This is a genomic window from Streptomyces sp. NPDC054887 (assembly GCF_053610585.1).
Window position 1 is genome coordinate 1 of the sequence record NZ_JBSGYQ010000054.1, and the last position, 16,950, is coordinate 16,950.

Annotated in this window: 12 protein-coding genes; 5 read left to right on the forward strand and 7 right to left on the reverse strand. The window is 69.4% G+C overall.

What is annotated here, in order from left to right; all coding sequences use genetic code 11:
• Nucleotides 1-607: 607 nt before the first annotated feature.
• Nucleotides 608-985: a hypothetical protein gene (locus tag ACWGH0_RS26065; RefSeq protein WP_453406667.1), complete on the forward strand. Its 378-nt coding sequence runs from the start codon at nt 608-610 to the stop codon at nt 983-985.
• 50 nt (nt 986-1,035) lie between these two features.
• Nucleotides 1,036-3,699: a Helicase associated domain protein gene (locus ACWGH0_RS26070; protein ID WP_453406668.1), complete on the forward strand. Its 2,664-nt coding sequence runs from the start codon at nt 1,036-1,038 to the stop codon at nt 3,697-3,699.
• Between the two features lie 38 nt (nt 3,700-3,737).
• On the opposite strand, the gene ACWGH0_RS26075 is transcribed toward ACWGH0_RS26070, so the two are convergent.
• From ACWGH0_RS26075 to ACWGH0_RS26105, 7 genes are all read right to left on the reverse strand, one after another.
• A complete protein-coding gene (locus ACWGH0_RS26075) occupies nt 3,738-4,316 on the reverse strand; it encodes a DUF6262 family protein (protein WP_453406669.1) in 579 nt (192 codons plus the stop codon).
• Nucleotides 4,313-6,907, reverse strand: a complete 2,595-nt coding sequence (locus ACWGH0_RS26080) for a tyrosine-type recombinase/integrase (RefSeq protein WP_453406670.1) — start codon at nt 6,905-6,907, stop codon at nt 4,313-4,315. Before ACWGH0_RS26080 ends, ACWGH0_RS26075 begins: the two co-directional genes overlap by 4 nt.
• On the reverse strand, nt 6,904-8,082 hold the full coding sequence (locus tag ACWGH0_RS26085; protein ID WP_453406671.1) for a tyrosine-type recombinase/integrase: 1,179 nt from the start codon (nt 8,080-8,082) through the stop codon (nt 6,904-6,906). The genes ACWGH0_RS26080 and ACWGH0_RS26085 overlap by 4 nt, the downstream gene beginning before the upstream one ends.
• Before the next feature lie 184 nt (nt 8,083-8,266).
• Nucleotides 8,267-8,995, reverse strand: coding sequence for a DUF6308 family protein (locus tag ACWGH0_RS26090; RefSeq protein WP_453406672.1), 729 nt, complete (start codon nt 8,993-8,995; stop codon nt 8,267-8,269).
• A 317-nt stretch (nt 8,996-9,312) separates the two neighbouring features.
• Nucleotides 9,313-10,413, reverse strand: a complete 1,101-nt coding sequence (locus ACWGH0_RS26095) for a patatin-like phospholipase family protein (protein WP_453406673.1) — start codon at nt 10,411-10,413, stop codon at nt 9,313-9,315.
• Complete coding sequence (locus tag ACWGH0_RS26100) at nt 10,410-12,953, reverse strand: ThiF family adenylyltransferase (RefSeq protein ID WP_453406674.1); 2,544 nt, start codon at nt 12,951-12,953, stop codon at nt 10,410-10,412. The genes ACWGH0_RS26095 and ACWGH0_RS26100 overlap by 4 nt, the downstream gene beginning before the upstream one ends.
• On the reverse strand, nt 12,950-14,254 hold the full coding sequence (locus ACWGH0_RS26105; protein ID WP_453406675.1) for a hypothetical protein: 1,305 nt from the start codon (nt 14,252-14,254) through the stop codon (nt 12,950-12,952). Before ACWGH0_RS26105 ends, ACWGH0_RS26100 begins: the two co-directional genes overlap by 4 nt.
• Before the next feature lie 230 nt (nt 14,255-14,484).
• On the opposite strand from ACWGH0_RS26105, the gene ACWGH0_RS26110 reads away from it, so the two are divergent.
• The 3 genes from ACWGH0_RS26110 (at nt 14,485) to ACWGH0_RS26120 (ending at nt 16,936) form a co-directional block, all read left to right on the forward strand.
• Nucleotides 14,485-14,622 (forward strand): hypothetical protein, encoded by a 138-nt coding sequence (locus ACWGH0_RS26110; protein ID WP_453406676.1) that lies wholly within the window; start codon nt 14,485-14,487, stop codon nt 14,620-14,622.
• A gap of 137 nt (nt 14,623-14,759) precedes the next feature.
• Nucleotides 14,760-16,775 (forward strand): Helicase associated domain protein, encoded by a 2,016-nt coding sequence (locus tag ACWGH0_RS26115; RefSeq protein ID WP_453406677.1) that lies wholly within the window; start codon nt 14,760-14,762, stop codon nt 16,773-16,775.
• A complete protein-coding gene (locus ACWGH0_RS26120; RefSeq protein WP_453406678.1) occupies nt 16,775-16,936 on the forward strand; it encodes a hypothetical protein in 162 nt (53 codons plus the stop codon). Before ACWGH0_RS26115 ends, ACWGH0_RS26120 begins: the two co-directional genes overlap by 1 nt.
• The last annotated feature ends 14 nt before the right edge of the window (nt 16,937-16,950 follow it).

Below are 16,950 nucleotides of genomic sequence, written 5' to 3' on the forward strand. Positions count from 1 at the left end.
CACTGGTGGGATGCTGCGCGTCCCACTCACCAGGCTTTCTTCGCAAGCCTGGTGACGCTCCGTCCGCTGCGCTTCCGGAGCTGCGGGGCTTTGCCCCGCTGTTCCTGGGCTTCGCTTCGCTCAGCCCAGGGTCGGCGGGTCCGCTGCGCTCCCCCGCCTCAAGGGCCCTTCCGGCTGCGCCTCCAGGGGCCCGAGGCCCGCTGGCGCGGGCCTCGCTGGCTGGGAGGGGCGGGGGTCTGCGTGTGTGCCCGGTTCCGGTAGTGTTAACTGCATCATCTGATGCATCATGTAGAGTTGGCGAAAACAGGGCGTACGCTAGGGTGGGGAAATGGCGATCGACGCAGATATTCCTGCGGGGCTCACACGCAGGGCGAAAGGCTTCATCCGGTCTCATGGATACTGGACCGGTCGCCACGATGTGGAGCGGTACAGGGTTCGGTGGGCAGAGCACGGGGTCCCTGCGGCTCAGATCGATCGGGTGGCCGCCTTCGAGGCTGTCTGGGGCGGTCTGGCCCTTCCTCCTTCTCCTCACTATGACGGAGGGCCGCGGACGCTCAGCGGGGATGTACCCGAGGGGCCGGATCCTGACTGGCACTTCGAAGCCGGCATGCAGCGTACGGCTCTTCCCTACTCGTTCATGATCGGCCCGAACGGGGAGTTCGGTCTTCACGCCGGGAAGTGGGTGCCGCTGCACGCCAGTGTCGAGGGGTGGGTGGAGGCTCTGGCTCTGGCGGACCACGCCCGTAACTGGGCTCGCACGACCACGACGCTGAAGGGCGCTGCCGTGGACGAGCTCGTGCTCGACGGGTTCGAGGCCGTACCGGAGGTTGCCGGCCTTGCGGACACCTGGTGGCGCGGTACCGACTCGCTGGTCGCCGTCTACCGCGGCGAAGCCGAAGTCATGGACGCACCTCAATGCCTCACCGCCACCATCTACGCCGGACTCGACGAATGGGGACTTCAGGGCCTCGGCCCCACGGGCTGAGCCCTGAAATATCACCGCTACCCGAGCCTCCTCCAAAAAGGAAAACGGAAATGCAGGGAATCTCTCTCAGGGAACATCAGGTTGACCAAAAGTCGGCCTTCCGAAAGTGGGTTGGATTCCCTGCAAGATCGTCTGTTCCTCCTGAGGGGGTGCGGGCCATGGGGGTGTCCGCGACGGGGTCCGGGAAGACGATCACCACAGCTGTGTGCGCTCTGGAGTACTTCCCGGAGGGGCGGATCCTCGTCATGGTGCCCACCCTGGACCTGATCGTGCAGAGTGCCCAGTCCTGGCGGCGGGTCGGGCACCGGGCGCCGATGGTCGCCGTCTGCTCGGTAGACAAGGACGAGGTCCTGGAGCAGCTCGGCGTGCGCACCACCACCAACCCGATCCAGCTCGCCCTGTGGGCCGGGAGCGGTCCGGTGGTCGTGTTCGCCACGTACGCCTCCCTCGTGGACCGCGAGGACCCCGCTGACGTCACTGGTCGCCGGACTGTCCCTGGGCCGTTGGAGTCGGCTCTGGCGGGCGGGGAGCGGCTGTATGGGCAGCGGATGGCGTCGTTTGACCTGGCCATTCTGGACGAGGGGCACATGACCGCGGGGGACATGGGGCGGCCGTGGGCGGCGATCCACGACAACAGCCGGATCCCTGTCGACTTCCGGCTCTACCTGACCGCCACCCCCAGGATCCTCGCCGCGCCCCGGCCGCAGCGCGGGCGGGACGGCCGGGAGCTGGTCATCGCGTCGATGGAGGACGACTCCAGCACCTACGGCACCCGGATTTTCGATCTTGGGCTGGCGGAGGCGGTAGAACGCTCGATCCTTGCGGGGTTCGAGATCGACGTGCTCGAGATCCGCGACCCCGACCCGATCCTCAGCCTGTCCGAGGACGCGCTGCGCGGCCGGCGCATGGCCCTGCTCCAGGCCGCACTGCTGGAGCACGCGGCGCAGCAGAATCTGCACACCACCATGGTGTTCCACCAGCGGGTCGAGGAGGCGGCCGCGTTCGCCGAGCAGATGCCGGCGACGGCCGCCGAGCTGTATGCCGCCGAGGCCTCGGCGGCAGCGCTGGTAGGTGCGGAGGAGCTGCCCGCGTCGTCGATCGACGCAGAGCTGTACGAACTCGAGCCGGGCCGCCACGTGCCCCCGGACCGGGTGTGGGCGGACTGGCTGTGCGGGGACCATCCCATCGCCCACCGGCGTGCGGTGATCCACCGGTTCGCCAACGGCATCGACGCCCACAACCGGCGCGTGCACCGGGCGTTCCTCTCCTCGGTACGGGCCCTCGGGGTGGGGGTCGACATCACCGGACTGCGCGGGGTCGAGGCGGTGTGCATCGTCGGCTCGCGCAGCTCCCAGGTCGACATCGTCCAGAACATCGGACGCGCTCTGCGCCCGAATCCGGACGGCAGCGTGAAGACGGCGCGGATCATCATCCCCGTCTTCCTCCAGCCCGGGGAGGACCCGAAGGACATGGTCGCCTCCTCCAGCTACCAGCCCCTGGTCGACATCCTCCAAGCCCTGCGCTCACACTCGGAACGCATGGTCGACCAGCTCGCCTCCCGCGCCCTGACCCGCGGCACCGAACGGCGGCGCATCCACGTCCACCCCGCCCCCGCGGCCGGCGCGGAGAACGGGGACATGCCCGCGGAGAGCAGCGCGGCGCAGCAGGAGGTCGACCGGGTCACCTCGGTCATGGTCAACTTCGCCTCCCCCCGCGACGCCGCCGACATCGCCGCCCTCACCCGCTGCCGCGTCATCCGCCCCCAGTCCCTCGTCTGGCTCGAGGGCTACCAAGCCCTCATCCGTTGGCGTACCGAGAACAGGATCACTGGCCTGCACTCCGTCGCCTATGACGTCGAGACCGAGGCCGGCACGACGAAGGCGTTTCCGCTTGGGCGATGGGTCCACCAACAGCGAAAAGCACTACGGGCCGGAGAACTCGACACCCACCGCAAAACCCTCCTCGACGAAGCCGGAATGGTCTGGGAACCAGGCGACGAAGCATGGGAGAACAAACTCGCCGCACTCCGCTCCTACCGGCGCGCGCACGGGCACCTCGCACCCCGACAAGACGCGATGTGGAGCGAGGGCAAGGCGATGGTGCCGATCGGACAGCACCTGGCCAACCTCCGCCGCAAAGGCGGCCTCGGGAAGGACCCGGAACGGGCCGCCGCACGCGCGGCACAACTCGCGGAGATCGATGAGGACTGGAACTGCCCCTGGCCCCTCGACTGGCAACGCCACCACCGAGTGCTCGCCGACCTCGCCGCCGACGAGGCCGATGGCGTCCTGCCGACCATCGACCCCGGGGTGCTGTTCGAGGGCGACGACATCGGACGATGGCTCCAGCAGCAGCGCAAGCCCGCCACCTGGACACAACTCTCCGCCGAGCAGCAAGAACGACTGTCCAGGCTGGGCGTACAACCCGACCAAGCCCCGCCTGCCGCCCAGGCGGCCGCGCGTTCAACGAAGGGGCCGAGCAAGGCGCAGCAGGCATTCCAACGCGGACTCACAGCCCTCACACAATGGATCGAACGGGAAGGCGTGGACCGGCCGGTACCGCGCGGCCACGCTGAGGAGATCGCAGTCGACGGCGAGGCTGAACCAATGGCGGTGAAGCTGGGCGTATGGGTTTCCAACACCAAGACCCGACGCGACAGACTCGGCCAGGAGCAGCGCGACGCGCTCGCGGCGCTGGGCATCGACTGGATCTAACGGTCGTCGGCAAGGTTCGGTGATGATCCGAGACTGGGTCAGGGGCGCGGGGGCGGGGTGGTGAGGTACGGGGCGAGTTGGGCTTCGAGGTCGGCGATGCGTTTGTCCATGAAGCGGTTGTTCTGGCGTGCGCTGGTCAGGCGCTCTTGAAGCTGCTGGTTGTCCTGGGTGAGCTGTCGTACGTGCTGCTTCAGCGTGGTGTTCTCCGTGACGATGCGCTGAAGTGAACCTTCGGGTAGATCGTGTTCGAGGTCGCGGATCTTGCCGAGGAGCTCTGCGATGCGGGTGCGCTGGGTGCGGATTTCGCGCTGGGCTTGGGCGAGTGCGTCTTCGGCGTTGAGTGCGCGTTCCTTCCAGGCGGGCTGTGCGCGGCTGCCGTTGTTGGAGACTCCGGGATGGGGTCTGCTTGCTCGATTGGCCCGCTCGATCAGGGCTCTGGCCTGCTGGTTTTGATAGAGGAAGGTGCGTGAGACGCGGGCGGTACGGGCAAGGGCTGCGACGGTGACAGGCGTGTGGTCGCGTGTCATTGCTGCCAGGGCAGTCTGCAGGCGTTGAAGCATCTCTTGGGTGGCTTGGCGGCGGGCTCGTACGGCTGCGTCTGTGCGGCGAGTGCTCATGGCTGCCCTGTGGCGTCGGCGGGGTCCTGCAGTGCTGCGAGGTCGCGGGCGCGGAAGGCGGTGCTCCAGGTGCGGTGGAAGTAGTCCTGGGGGCGCCGCAGGTCGAGGGCCAGGGCTTCATCGAGGATGCCGAGGGCGGCCAGGGCCTGCTCGAGTCCTTTGATGGCCTTGGCGGTGGGTTCGAAGACGGTGTGGAGGTAGTCGGCGGTGGCGTCGTCGGGGGCGTTCTCGGCGATGGAGCGCCACTGTTCGGCTTTGCGCCGCCAGTAGAGGAGGTCGGCGCCGGAGAGGACGAAGTGGTCGCAGTTCTCGCAGTCGAGTTTCCAGGGGCAGGCTCCGCCGTTGACGACGGGTTGGTAGGTGCAGAATCCCCCGTCGGCGGGGGTGCTGCGGCGGGAGAGGTCCAATGCCAGGGCGAGAGCTGTCTCGCGCTCCATGGGGGTGGTGTCGCCGGAGAGGAGTTCGCCGGGGTTGAGGGCGCCGGGCCCGGCTACCCAGATGGTGTTCAGGACGTCTTCGAGGTCGCTGTTGGTGATCTTCACGTAGTGCTCGGCCATGCGTTCGGAGAGCTGGCCGAGGTAGCGGCGGATGTGGGTGAGTGTGGCGCCGGCGCGCAGCAGGTTGGTGGCCAGGGTGTGGCGGGCCTGGTGGGCGACGTACGCGCCGCCGAGGTCGAGGTCGGAGATCCAGGTCCTGAAGCGCTCGTTGAAGTGTCCGTAGGAGATCGGCTGGCGGCCGTTGGGGTTGCGGATGCGGGACGGGAACAGGGCCAGGCCGGGGCGTTCCGCAGCCGCTGGGGTGTGGCCGTAGCGCTTTTCGAAGATCTGGAGTGTCTTAGTGCGCCGTGCATCGAGGCGCTGGTACACGGACTCGGGGATGCGGATGCCCTCGTTGTAATTGCCGACCTTGGTCTGGTCGTGCCACAGCATGGCCAGGCCGCGGTAGCGGCCGATGCAGTCCAGGCGCAGTCCGACGACCTCGCTGCAGCGGCGCCCGGTGGCGACGATGGTCTCCCAGATGTCCCGCAGGCCCCGGTCGTTGAGGTCGAGTTCCTCCAGGCGGCGCAGGTTGGTCTCGTCCATCAGCGCGCGGGCGACGTCGTCGCTGAAGGGGTTGCGGGAGCGCTGTTTGATGCCGGTGCCGCCGAAGGGGATGGCGGTCAGGAAGCCGGTGTCGATGCCGAGGCGTTCGGCGTGGCCGGCGGTGATGGCGCTGTAGAGCAGCTTGCGGGATTGGTTGAACACGAACTGGCAGCTCAGATCGGTGACGGTGGGGGATCGTCCGTCGACCAGGAGCATGCCCAGAGATGGCAGGCCGTGGCGGGCGCGGTGGCGCTGGTCGGCGACGAACCGATCGGCGTGCTCACGGCGAAGCACGGTGGGGTCGTGGCCGGCGTCAGGGGCGTCGGTTTCGAGGAAGACTCCCAGTTCGACAGCGGCGCGGCGCATCTGGTCGAAGGGGCCTCTGGTGCGGGGGCACTGCGGGGACCGGAGCAACTCGGCGAGATAGTCCCAGAGCAGGTCGCGCAGCCACCGCTGCGGTACGGCGGTGATGTCGAAGTTGCTCTGGGCGTTCTTGAAGCGCCTTCCGAAGTGATCGGTCTCCAGGAAACCGGCGTCCTTGGTGTCCGAGGGGCTGTAGTAGACGCAGCGCAGACCGTTGATGACTTCCCAGATGATCTTGCGGACTTCGGAATCCATCTGCTTACGGGACAGGTCTTTGTGACCCTCGTCGTGCAGATCCATCAGGGACGTGATGCCGCCTCGTCGGCAATGCCTGACGAGATTCCTGATGCCGTTGGTGCTCCACTCGGAGTGCTGCGCGGACTGGGCATGGGTGTGCAGGCCCCACTGGATCTCGGCCCGCAACAGCGGGGACAGGCCATGAAGGTTGACCAGCCCTGGCTGCGTAACCGGCTCCGCAGTGGCGCACCAGGCGCGGAATGCCTTCTCGTCGCCGTACGTCACCGGGAGCGGCTGGCCGTCCTTGAGGGGGCCGCGTGAGTTTTGCGACCGGGCCTCTCCCGGACGGTTGTCGATCTTGTACCGGTTCAGGTGCTGCAGGCACAGCCCCAGTGAGGTGCAGGCCAGGAACGGACATCGTGCCGTGCACAGGCCGTAGCCGGGAAGCGGGTGCTGTGTACGGGCCCAGGATTCGAACCGGGTGCGGTCCATGCCGGCGCCCTCGCCGTACTGCCACCTGGTCTGGTGCTGCTGGCACAGCCGGGTGGTGGGGCTGACCGCCGGGCGGTTGGGACAGATCAGGCACCGGCCGTAGTCCACTCCTCGCGCGGCGGGCAGAGCGGTGGCCGCGTCCATGAAGGCTCGCTTGGTCTGCCCCGTCCGCTCGGCCTGCTCCCACTCCAGGTTGTGCGTGTTGCACAGGTTGTGGCTGACGCGGCGGATGCGCTTGCAGCCGTCAACGGCGCACTGCCAGGCGTAGACCGGGTGGTGAGGCGGGATGAAGATCAGCGTGTCGCGGAAGAGCGGGTCGAATGCGGGGGCCTCGATGAGGGCTGTGAGCAGTTCGAGCCGGTCGCGGCCGATGCGGGTGGTGTCGGTGCGGCCGGGCAGCAGCGTCAGCGGGATCACGGCTGTGTCCCCCAGACCTGCTCCAGCGCCGCGGTGAAGACCGGGTCGTGGACGTCCACGTGGCCGTATACCTGCTCGACGGTCGCGGCCGAGGCCCAGCCGCCGGCCTCCCGCGCGATCACCGCATTGCCCTGTGCGGCGTCCAGCACCGCGGTGGCGAAGCTGTGCCGGAAAGCGTGCGGGACCACCCGGCCGATCTCCACACGGGCCGCGGCCCGGCGCAGCATGCCGCGGGCCGCGGCCGTGCTCCACGGCTGCCCCCGGGTGGGGCCGTGCAGGCTGACCAGGAGCATGCCGTGAGCGGTCTGGGCGGGGTACTGGGTGGTGAGGTACTCGAAGTAGGTGTGAACCATCGCCGGACTCACCCGGCGCACCGTCCCGCCGCTTACGGCGTCGTCCTGCCAGGCCCAGGGCGTCTTCGTCTTGACCCGGGCCCGGTTGGCGTTGTCCTCACGGTGGCAGATGTGCACGTGCGGCCCCCGGCACTGACCGCACGCGGCCTGCTCCCGCAGGTGCAGGTCGACCAGACGCAGCCCGCACAGCTCACCGATCCGGAAACCGCCGTCGGCCAACCACGTAACCACCATCCGGTCCCGCGCACACGACACCGCCCCCAGCAACATCTCCCGGGCGCCCTCGGGCAGCATCTTCGGATGCCGGCGCACCCGCTCCGCCGGAGCCAGAGGATTCGCGGGCATGCTGTGCAGGACGTGCCCGAGCATCGCCCGCCGACGGTCCGCCCGCGTCGGCAACCGCGTCACACGCAGCGCCTGCGCCAGAGCCGGGTTCACGCCGTGGGTGCCCACGTGGAGGTAGAAGCCCTTCAGACAGGCCGCCGCGGTCTTCAACGCGCTGTGCCCGTACGGGCGCTTCCCCTCCCGCCACGGCAGACCGAACGGCCCCGGATAATCCGCCCCCACAGCCGCCATGTAGTGCCGCAGATCCTCAAGCGACACCGCTCCTGTGTCCAGGCCCGCGAACCGCAGCCACCGCAGATGATCCACCAGCACATACGCGTACGTACGATCCGTACCCGCCCGGCAGGTACGCAGGAACCCGTCCGCCTCCGCCACGACCGTGCAGTCGCTGTCCACGACCGTGTAGGACACCTGACCGTTCCCACGGACGATCTCCTGCACCCGTAACTCGCCCACCACCAGTCGGCCACCCGCCATGTGCCGCCCCCTCCAGACCCAGAACCACCCCCGTCGGCGGTTCTCCGGTCCAAAGTCCACACCCCTCCCCCACGTTCCCGGCCCACTCCACGCGAACGTCCCACACACCCAGGTGACAGTTGGTAAAGTCCGTCACCCTCACACGCCAGAACGCCCCCTCGGGTCGCGCTGACGGCAGGCATCCTCAAGCGCAGGCATGGCCCAGAGCCCGGTGGTTCATCCATACCGCCACATCGCACACCCGCAACGCACTCACCGTCTCCGGCAGCCCTGCGGCCTGCCTCAGCTTGAGCAGGTGGCGGTGCAACACGGCGTCGTCCTCACGCAGCGCGGTGTGGAGGGCGAGCCAGAACGACGGCGGCCGACCGACGGCGCAGCGTACGACGCGGTCGTAGACCGGGAGCAGTCGCGGACGCTTGCGCGCCAGAAGCTTCCCAGCAATGACCCAGTTGACTCCGTGCTGGGCACGGAGGAGATGCCAGGCCTGGTCCGCCGGCGAGCCCTCGGCCAAGACGTCCGCTTCGGCGTCGACCATGTCGATGTCCTTCGGAATGGCCTGCAGCAGACCAGACAACTGCGCGCCGAGGCGGCCTTCCAAAAGGTCCAGCGCAACAAGCGCCGGAACGGTCACCGACAAGGTCTGCACCGCGACCAGGTCCTCCGCCGTGAACCGTTCGGCGACCTCCGGCCGGTCTCCCCCACCCGCCAGATGCTCGAACCGGCTGCCGGTAAACGGCATCCCGCCGGGCGGCAGATCGATACCGAAGTAGCGGCGCAGGTCACCCACAACACGCTCTGTGCCCAGCAGTACGCGCAACCGCTGCCCCAACGGCAACAACGTCCCACCAGAAACGCTGGGCGCCGCAGTAGGAGAGACCATGAAAACTCCGTCCTTCATCGAGATCGCGAGCAAACCAGGTCTGTAGCAGGGCGGCCAGGTGGGCGTGTCCACACCGAAGCAGCTGTCCTGCGCCACAGCCGTCCTGCCGCGGCGGGCACCGCCGCGGACGACAGCTTGTGCTCGCCGAGCGGCACAACCGGGTTGCCGCCCGTTCGGGCGCTCTCCGGCAGCGCCGTATGCCCAAGGTATGAAGCCGTCGGCGGGACACGACCGGTGAAGAGCGGGGGGGTGCGGCCGGGGCGTGCGCAGCTCAGGCTATGGGGGTGCCGTGGCCGGCAACCGACCGCAATCTGTACGAGAAGGGCATCCCATACTGCTTCGCTGCTACTTCAGCGGTGCGCAGACCGCAGATACATCGGCAGGACGGTGCGCATGAGCTGTTCGCCGCGGGTGGTGATGGCCTCGAAGTCGCTGCGGGCCATGGCGGCGAAGTTGGTCGGGTATGAGGCGACCGCGCTGCGCGGAACGAGGTCGGCTGGCGGCGCGGGCAGGCGGTCGTCCTTCATTCCGAGATAGGCAAGGGCGAAACCGTCGATGCGTCCGCTCGCGGCCCACTCGTGCAGGCGGGCGCGGGCGGAGTCCTGGGCCTTGCGGTGGACGGTGGCGAAGGAGCGGCTGAGGCGCCCGAGCATGAAGTGCGGTGCCTTCAGTGCGAGTTCCCCCAGGCCAGCGTCGCAGGAGATGATGAAGGACACGTCGTAGACGTGCTGGGTGTGGTGCGGTGAGCGTCCCGGTTCGAGGACGGACAGGCCGAGGTTGTCGTAGACGCCGCCGTCGGTGAGCAGCACGGTGTGCTGCTGGTGGTGTCCGTCGCGGTGCTGGAAGGTGAAGGTGCTTTCCAGGGCCGGCAGGAGCCCGGGGTAGGCGGCGGAGGCGGCCACGGCGGTGGCGACGCGGACGGGCTCGGTGATGGTGCCATAGCGGGAGCAGCCGCTGCGGGTGCTGCCGAAGCGAACCGCGTTGGTGGTGGCCAGGTCGGTGGCGGTCAGAACGACGTCGAGACCGGGGTGGGTGACGTCGGCCAGGGTGGTGGTGCCGAACGCCTTGTGGGCGAGGACGGCGGCCAGGGCGTCGGTGCGGTTGGCGGGGCGGGCGACGGTGACCTGGGTGGTGCGGGTGAACAGCTGGCGGGTGCCTGCGCGGGCGGCCGCGGTGAGGTTGCGGGCGGCCGCGGAGGGCTTGAATGCCTGGCGTGCGATGTCCAGTTGCAGACCGGAGCGCAGCAGGTCGGTGGTGCGGGCGTCGAAGTCGGTGAACTCTTTCGGGCCGTAGGCCCACAGGGCGGCGAGGAGGGAGCCGCCGGAGATGCCGGAGACGACGCGGATGTAGTCGAGGAGATCGCGGTCGTGCAGGGCGCGCAGGCAGCCGAGGTGGAAGGCGGCGGCGCGGGAGCCGCCGCCGGACAGGGCGAGGCCGATGGTGCGGGTCATGAGCGGGAGCCCTTGCGTGGGACGGGGACGGGACTGTGGGGGCGGGTGGAGTAGCCACCAGGCCACCACTGCACGGGGCCGAGGTGAGCGGGTGGTTGCGGCGGGGGCGGCTCAGCCGTGACCGAGGCGGTGCGGGCGGCGAGGTGGGCGTAGAGGTCGGGGTTGTCCCCGGTGGCGAGCCACTGGTGCCAGACGGGGGGTGGTCCTCCGGCGATGAGGACGAGGGCGCGGGCGGGGGCGTCGTCCAGCGGGAGGGTGAGGCTGGTCATGGCGGCGCGATCGGTGGCGCTGGGCTGGGCAGCGGTGTGCGGGTGGGTGTGCCACATGCCCAGGAAGCGGCTGATGTTGCCGGTAGCCTTCCGGCGGGCGGTGAGGTGGCCGCTGACGCCGTCCAGGCCGTGCTGGAAGTAGGCCTCGGTCAGCAGGGAGTCGGGGGGCGGGCCGGTGGCCTCGTCGATGAAGATCACACCGGTGGCGTCGTCGACGGCGCCGAGCAGGGTGCCGCCGGTTTCCACGCGCGGGCCCCGCACTCGGGCGCCGCGGCGGGCTTCCGCGCGCATCTCGGCCAGTGCGGCGGAGGTGATGCGCACGTCGTAACCGGTGGCCTGGTCCGTGGCGAGGGTGTCGTTGGGCCAGGTCAGCCAGCGCGGCCCGGACGGCTGGGTGCTGTTGGGTCCGGTGGGCATGCGGACGATGAGGACGGCCATGGTGTGCCGGTCGGCGGGTTCGGCCAGGGCGTGGAGGACGCCGGTCGCCAGTTGTCCGGCCAGTGCGGTGACGTCGGCGGCCGATCCGGTGAAGGTGGCGTCCGAGCAGCCGGGTTCGGGCTGGAAGAGCTCGGTCGGGGGTGTGGTGGGGAAGAAGTCGTCGATCAGGTCGTCGAATGCGTGCGTGGCATCGGCGTGCGCGGCCAGCGCGGTGCGCCGCAGGACGTCCGTGCCACCGCCGGTGGCACCGCGGGGTGAGATGGCGGCGATGCCGCGGGTGGCGTGGTGGCCGATCAACAGTGTGGCCAGGTGGGGCCAGGTGGCAGTGTCGGTGCGGCGGGCGCGTTCGAGGTGGGCGCGGACGATGCGGTTGGCGGTGCAGTCCCAGATCAGGTCGAAGGTGTGCAGGTCGAGGGCGGACAGCTGGGTGGTGACGTTGCCGACGAAGGCTTCGACACGGGTGGCGTGGGGGTCGATCCGGTTGAGGCGGTCGGCCAGGACCCTCGCCTTGGAAAAGCCGATGTCGGCGTCCTTATAGGGCTGGCGGGCCAGGATTCCGGGGTGGACGAGTCCATGGTCGGCGACGGTGAGGTGCGCGGCTCCGGCGCGGGCGCACATGTCGGCGACGGGTGCTCCCAGGGCGCCCGCGCCCAGGACGAGGATGCGTTTGCCGCGCAGCCAGGCTGCGGGGGTGGCGTGATCGCGTCGGACCGTGACCTCTGGCCGGGCTTCGTAGACGCGCATCCACCGGGTGCTCTGGCGGTCGAGCCAGTCGGTGCCGAACCGGACGACCTCGTCGCCGAGTTCGGCCAGGTACGCATGCCCGCTGAAGGCAGTGTCGGCGGCCAGGCGCCCGACCTGATCGGCGAAGTCGGGCAGATGCCAGGCCACCAGGTGCGTCCGGCGCGGCCCGTCGCCGGCGATACCCCGCGAGGGGGTGCCCAGCAGCAGGTGCACCGGCGCGGCTGGGGTGTCCTCGTCGTCCCCGGTCGACACGGTGGCGTCTGCGTCGGGGCACAGCAGGGTGCGGTTGTGGCCTGCGACGAATCCCGTCAGCCCCAGCAGCAGGCGCGGCGTGATGTGGTCGCGGGCCAGGGACTCCACCAGCTCGCGCGCGGTGAGCGGGTATTCGAACGTCAGGTGCTTCGTGGTGACGACGACGGGGGCGAGGAAGGCGCGGGCGCCGGCCGGCAGCGCGGCGCTCTCCCGCAACTGTTCCAGGCTGTCGGGCCAGGGGTCCTCGACGGCGAGCCAGCCCACGACGTCGCATCTGATGTCGCTGACCTGGTGCAGTACGGCGGCGCCCAGCCACGGCCCGTCCGGCCGTGCGACGGGCGCGTCGTGGCGAATCACGAGGAGTCCCGCGGAGTGGTCGGTCAGGGCGTTCGGGGGGTGCAGGGGGTCGCCCGGCCGGTCCAGTTGTCCCGCGGCGGCCGCCTCGAACCAGTCCAGGAGGCGGGTGATGAACCCGTACATGCCGTCGGCCGGATCCCACTCGGTCGCCATCGAGCGGTACAGGCACAGGTGGCGGCCCCAGTTGACGTGCGGGGCGCCGGCGAAGCGGGTGTGCCGGGTCCGCACGCTGGGAGCCCTGAAGGGAAAGTCCGGGGGGATCCGTAGGGTGACCGCCTCGACGCTACGCAGCCGCAGGCCGTCCTGGGTGGGCGGCAGGTTAGCGCAGCCGACGCTGACGCGGGCCTCGACGTACCCGTCGGCTGTGGCGGCCACGTGGGTGGCCGCCACCGATCCTCGAGATGCCTGGACGATCCGGTGCAGCTGGTCGAGGGCGAGCTGCTGGCCCTCGGTGAGTTCCAGGGTGGTGCTGTCCTTCACGCGGCACCGAATCCGATCTGCACCGCGGGCTCGGCCTTGTCACCCCTGGCCTGCTGCACACCGGCGCGCGCGGCGTCCGTACCCCGCGGGTGCGGCAGGCCGGCACCGGCAGCGAAGGCCGCGGCCGGGTAGCGGGAGGCACCCAGTGCGGCCAGCAGCCGGCGTCCCCCGCCCGCGGCCTCCAGCATCCGGGCCTTGTTCTCCAGGTCGGCGACGTCCACCAGTTCGAGGCCCAGGCCCGGCTCCAGGGCGAAGACCACCGGACGGGGTTCCTCCTTGGAGGGGTACTCCCCCGTGCACAGCACCTCGTAGTCGGTGATCGACGCGTAGGCGTCCCGGGCCAGCAGGTGCGGCGGGTTGTTGCCCTTCTCGTCCTTCTCGCGGAAGGGCAACGAGCTGGCGATCACCCGGGCGTCCGGACTGGCATGCGCCTGGAGCAGGTCGAGAAGGTCCTGCTTGAGCTCCGCCTCGCCGTCCTCGCCCTCGGCGTACATGGCCTTCTTCGAGCAGTGGTGCGGGGAGAGCAGCACGTCCCACTCCACCCGGTCCGCGTTGCCCGCGGCCTCACTGTTCTCGAAGATCATCTTGATGATGGGGTAGGCGAGGTCGCCCAGGAACAGCAGTCGGCCGACTGTGCCGTCACTGGCCTTCAGCTGTACCTGCAGGGCCAAGGACGTGTCGTTGCGGTCGCCGGCGCAGTGGTCCTTGAACGGTGCGTGGACGAACGCCTCGAACCGGTCCTCGACGTCTTGGCCGTCGATCTTGGTGATCACGTCGCCGGGGAAGGTGAAGTACTCGTCGGGCAGTTCGGCGTAGGAGTGCAGTTCGCGGTCCTCGTCGTAGCCGATGATGCGCACCCGGTCTCCGCTGGTCGGCTCCTTGCCGTCCTTGACGGCCTTGAGGGTGGCGTCCACGCGTCGCTCGACCTCGTCCTGGAAGCGCTGTGCGTCCTCGCACATCGGCTTGTCCTCGGACAGTTCGCGCCACAGCCGGGGCGTCGCCCAGATCTCCCCGATCAGGATGGAGCTCTGCAGAAGGTCACCGAAGCCGCAGCAGTGGTCCGAGTCGGCGTGGGTCAGGGCGAAGACCGCCAGGTAGGGCGTCTCGCCATCGGGTCGCGGGAGGGTCTCCTCCAGGCGGTCGATGACGGCGGCGACCACCGCGTCGTCCTCGTCGGCTGCCTTCATGTCCCGCAGGTCCACCTGCATGACCAGGTTGTCGCCCAGCACGATCGTGGTGGAGTCCCCCGTGCCCACCGGCCAGAACACCACCCCCTGTCCGGGAAGTTCCGTCTCGACCATGTCGCACCTCTTCACTCGATCTTGATCAACTAGCTGGAAAACAGGACAAGTTCACCCGATGAACAGGTCTACCACGCGCCACTGACAACGCCGCCGCCATCGGGCCGACGGAGACCGACACGAACGCCTCCCCACCGCGCACGGCGCCCCCCTTGCGCCGGCGAACGAGTACCCATGCCGCCCGGCAGTCCGAACCAGGGGGTGCGCCGTCACGTCGGTATCGGCGTCGTATGCTTCGACACTTCCACCGGCTCGCCGTCCACGGCGACGGTCACCGTCTTGTGCTGGTCTCCTGGTGCTGGGTGTCCGCCGTCGCCATGACGACCTCCCCGAAGCACCCCGACATCGCGAACATGCACGACACCTGACACGCCAGCTCAGCGGCATTCCCAACACGACTTCAGTCGGTAAAACGGACGAGGCGCACCGGACGTCGGGCCGGATCGGCAAACCCTGGGCAATCGTCCACGACAACCAGAAGATCCCCTCCCTACGCCGCCTCTACATGACCGCCACCCCACGGCTGTGGCAACTCGGAGACGACGAGAGCCAGGCACAGGGTGGCGCGCCGGGTGAGCTGGTCGCGAGCATGGACGACGACCCTGAGGGGCCCTTCGGCAGCCGCTGCTTCACGCTCACGCTCTCGGAGGCCATCGACCGGGGAATCTGTGCCCCCTACCAGGTCGTATGCGTGGACGTCACCGACACCGCGCTCCAGGCCGCGCAGCTCCTTGGTGCGGAAGGCCGCACGGACGAAGTCCGCGGGGCCCGGCTCGCCGCCCTGCAGACCGCCCTGGTGAAAGCCTCCGCCGAAGAAGGATTCCGGCGCACGCTGGTCTTCCACCATGTGGTCAAGGAGGCCGAAGCCTTCGCGGCCGGCCTCCCCGACGTCGCGGCGCAGCTGCACGCTAGCGACACAGTGCTGTACCCCAAGACGGTCTGGGCCAACTGGCTCTGCGGCGACCACAAGCCGCTCCACCGCAGGCGCGTACTGGGTGAGTTCGCCGCCGGGATCGCCACGGACGGCACCGTCGTCGAGAAGGCCTACCTGGGATCCGTGAAAGTCCTCGGGGAAGGCGTCGACACGAAGAACTGCGACTCCGTCTACTGGGCGGATGTCCGCGGCTCCATGCCCGACCTCGTCCAAGCCGTCGGCCGGGCGCTACGCATGCAACCCGGCCAGGGCAAGGTCGCCAGCCTGGTCGTGCCGGTACTGCTCGGACCCGGCGAGACGGCGGACAACATGCTCACCAGCAGGGCGTACAACGGACTCGCCAAACTCCTGGAAGCACTCAGAGCCCACGACACCCGCGTCGTCGAGCAGCTGGCCGAACAGCAGGCGCAGAGCCGCGTACGGGGCGTGCAGAGCCGCAGTGGGGGTCGGAAGGGGCGAGGCGAGGGGGAAGGGTTCGGGCCGTCGGCGCCCGCCCGGCAGCTGCTGAGGTTCAGCACGCCGCGCGACCCGGCGCAGCTTGCGGCGTTCATCAACCTCCGCGTCCTCAACCCCGAACACCAGCACTGGCGACGCGGGGTAGAAGCAGCCGTCATCTACAACCGGATCCACGGCGACCTGCGCGTCCCGTTCACCTACCGCGTCCCGGCCGGGCCGCAGGACCAGCCGGGCGAGGAACACGAGGAGGCGGCCGTATGGCCGGCCTCGCTGGCCAACTTCCCCCTCGGCCAATGGGTGGCCGATGCCAGGAGGTTCTACGCCCGCGGCGACATGGACACCGACCGCGTCGCGCAGCTGGAAAAGCTCGGCATGATCTGGTCCCACAACGACATCGCCTGGGACGAGGGCTTGGCCGCGGCACGTGGCTGGGCCGCCGAACACGGGCACCTCCTCGCCCCCCTCGACGCCACCCACCAGGGCTACAAGGTCGGCACCTGGCTCAAGAACGCCCGGGCCGCCGCCCGACGGGCGGTGGAGCTGGAGCGACGGCAGGCTGAGGGCCTGCCGGTGGAGACCTGGACCGGGGCATTGTCGGCCGAGCGGCGCGAGCAGCTGGAGGACATCGACCCCTCCTGGTGCCCGGCCTGGCCGGTCACGTGGCAGCGGTGCTTCCACCTCGTCCGCATGCACCTGGACGCAGGTGAAGCGCTGCCCACCGCGGCGGGCGAGATCCTGCGCCAGGGCGAGGACCTGGGGCGATGGGTGAGATCGGTCCGGCTCGGATGGGATCAGCTCAGCGGCGTCCAGCAATGGATGTGCGAACACGCCCTCGGGATCGAACCCGCGGCCGAGGAAGAGAAGCCGAAGCCACGGACCAGCCAGGCCGACAAATGGGCCATGCACTACGCAGCCGCCCAGCAGTACTACGAACGCGAAGGACACCTCCAGGTCCCGCGCAAGCACATCGAGACCATCACCCTCGGCGACGGTGGTAGTGGCGAGGGCCAGGAGCAGGGGGACGTACCTCTGAAACTCGGCGCATGGGTCAGCAACCAACGCTCCCGGGCCGCAACGCTGACACCCGAGCGAATCGAGCGACTGTCCAAGATCGGCATGCGGTGGACGTAATGACCATCGTCGTCACCGCGGCCGCCGCGCTCGCTGCCGGCTATCTGCTCGGGCGGCTGCGCCCGTGGCGTCCCCTGGGCGACTGGGCGGCAGATCAGATCCGCTTCACCGGGGCGTGGGCCCAGGGCGGCACGGGGTGCCAGGCCAACGCCGTCTGGTAACAAGTGACTTGGGG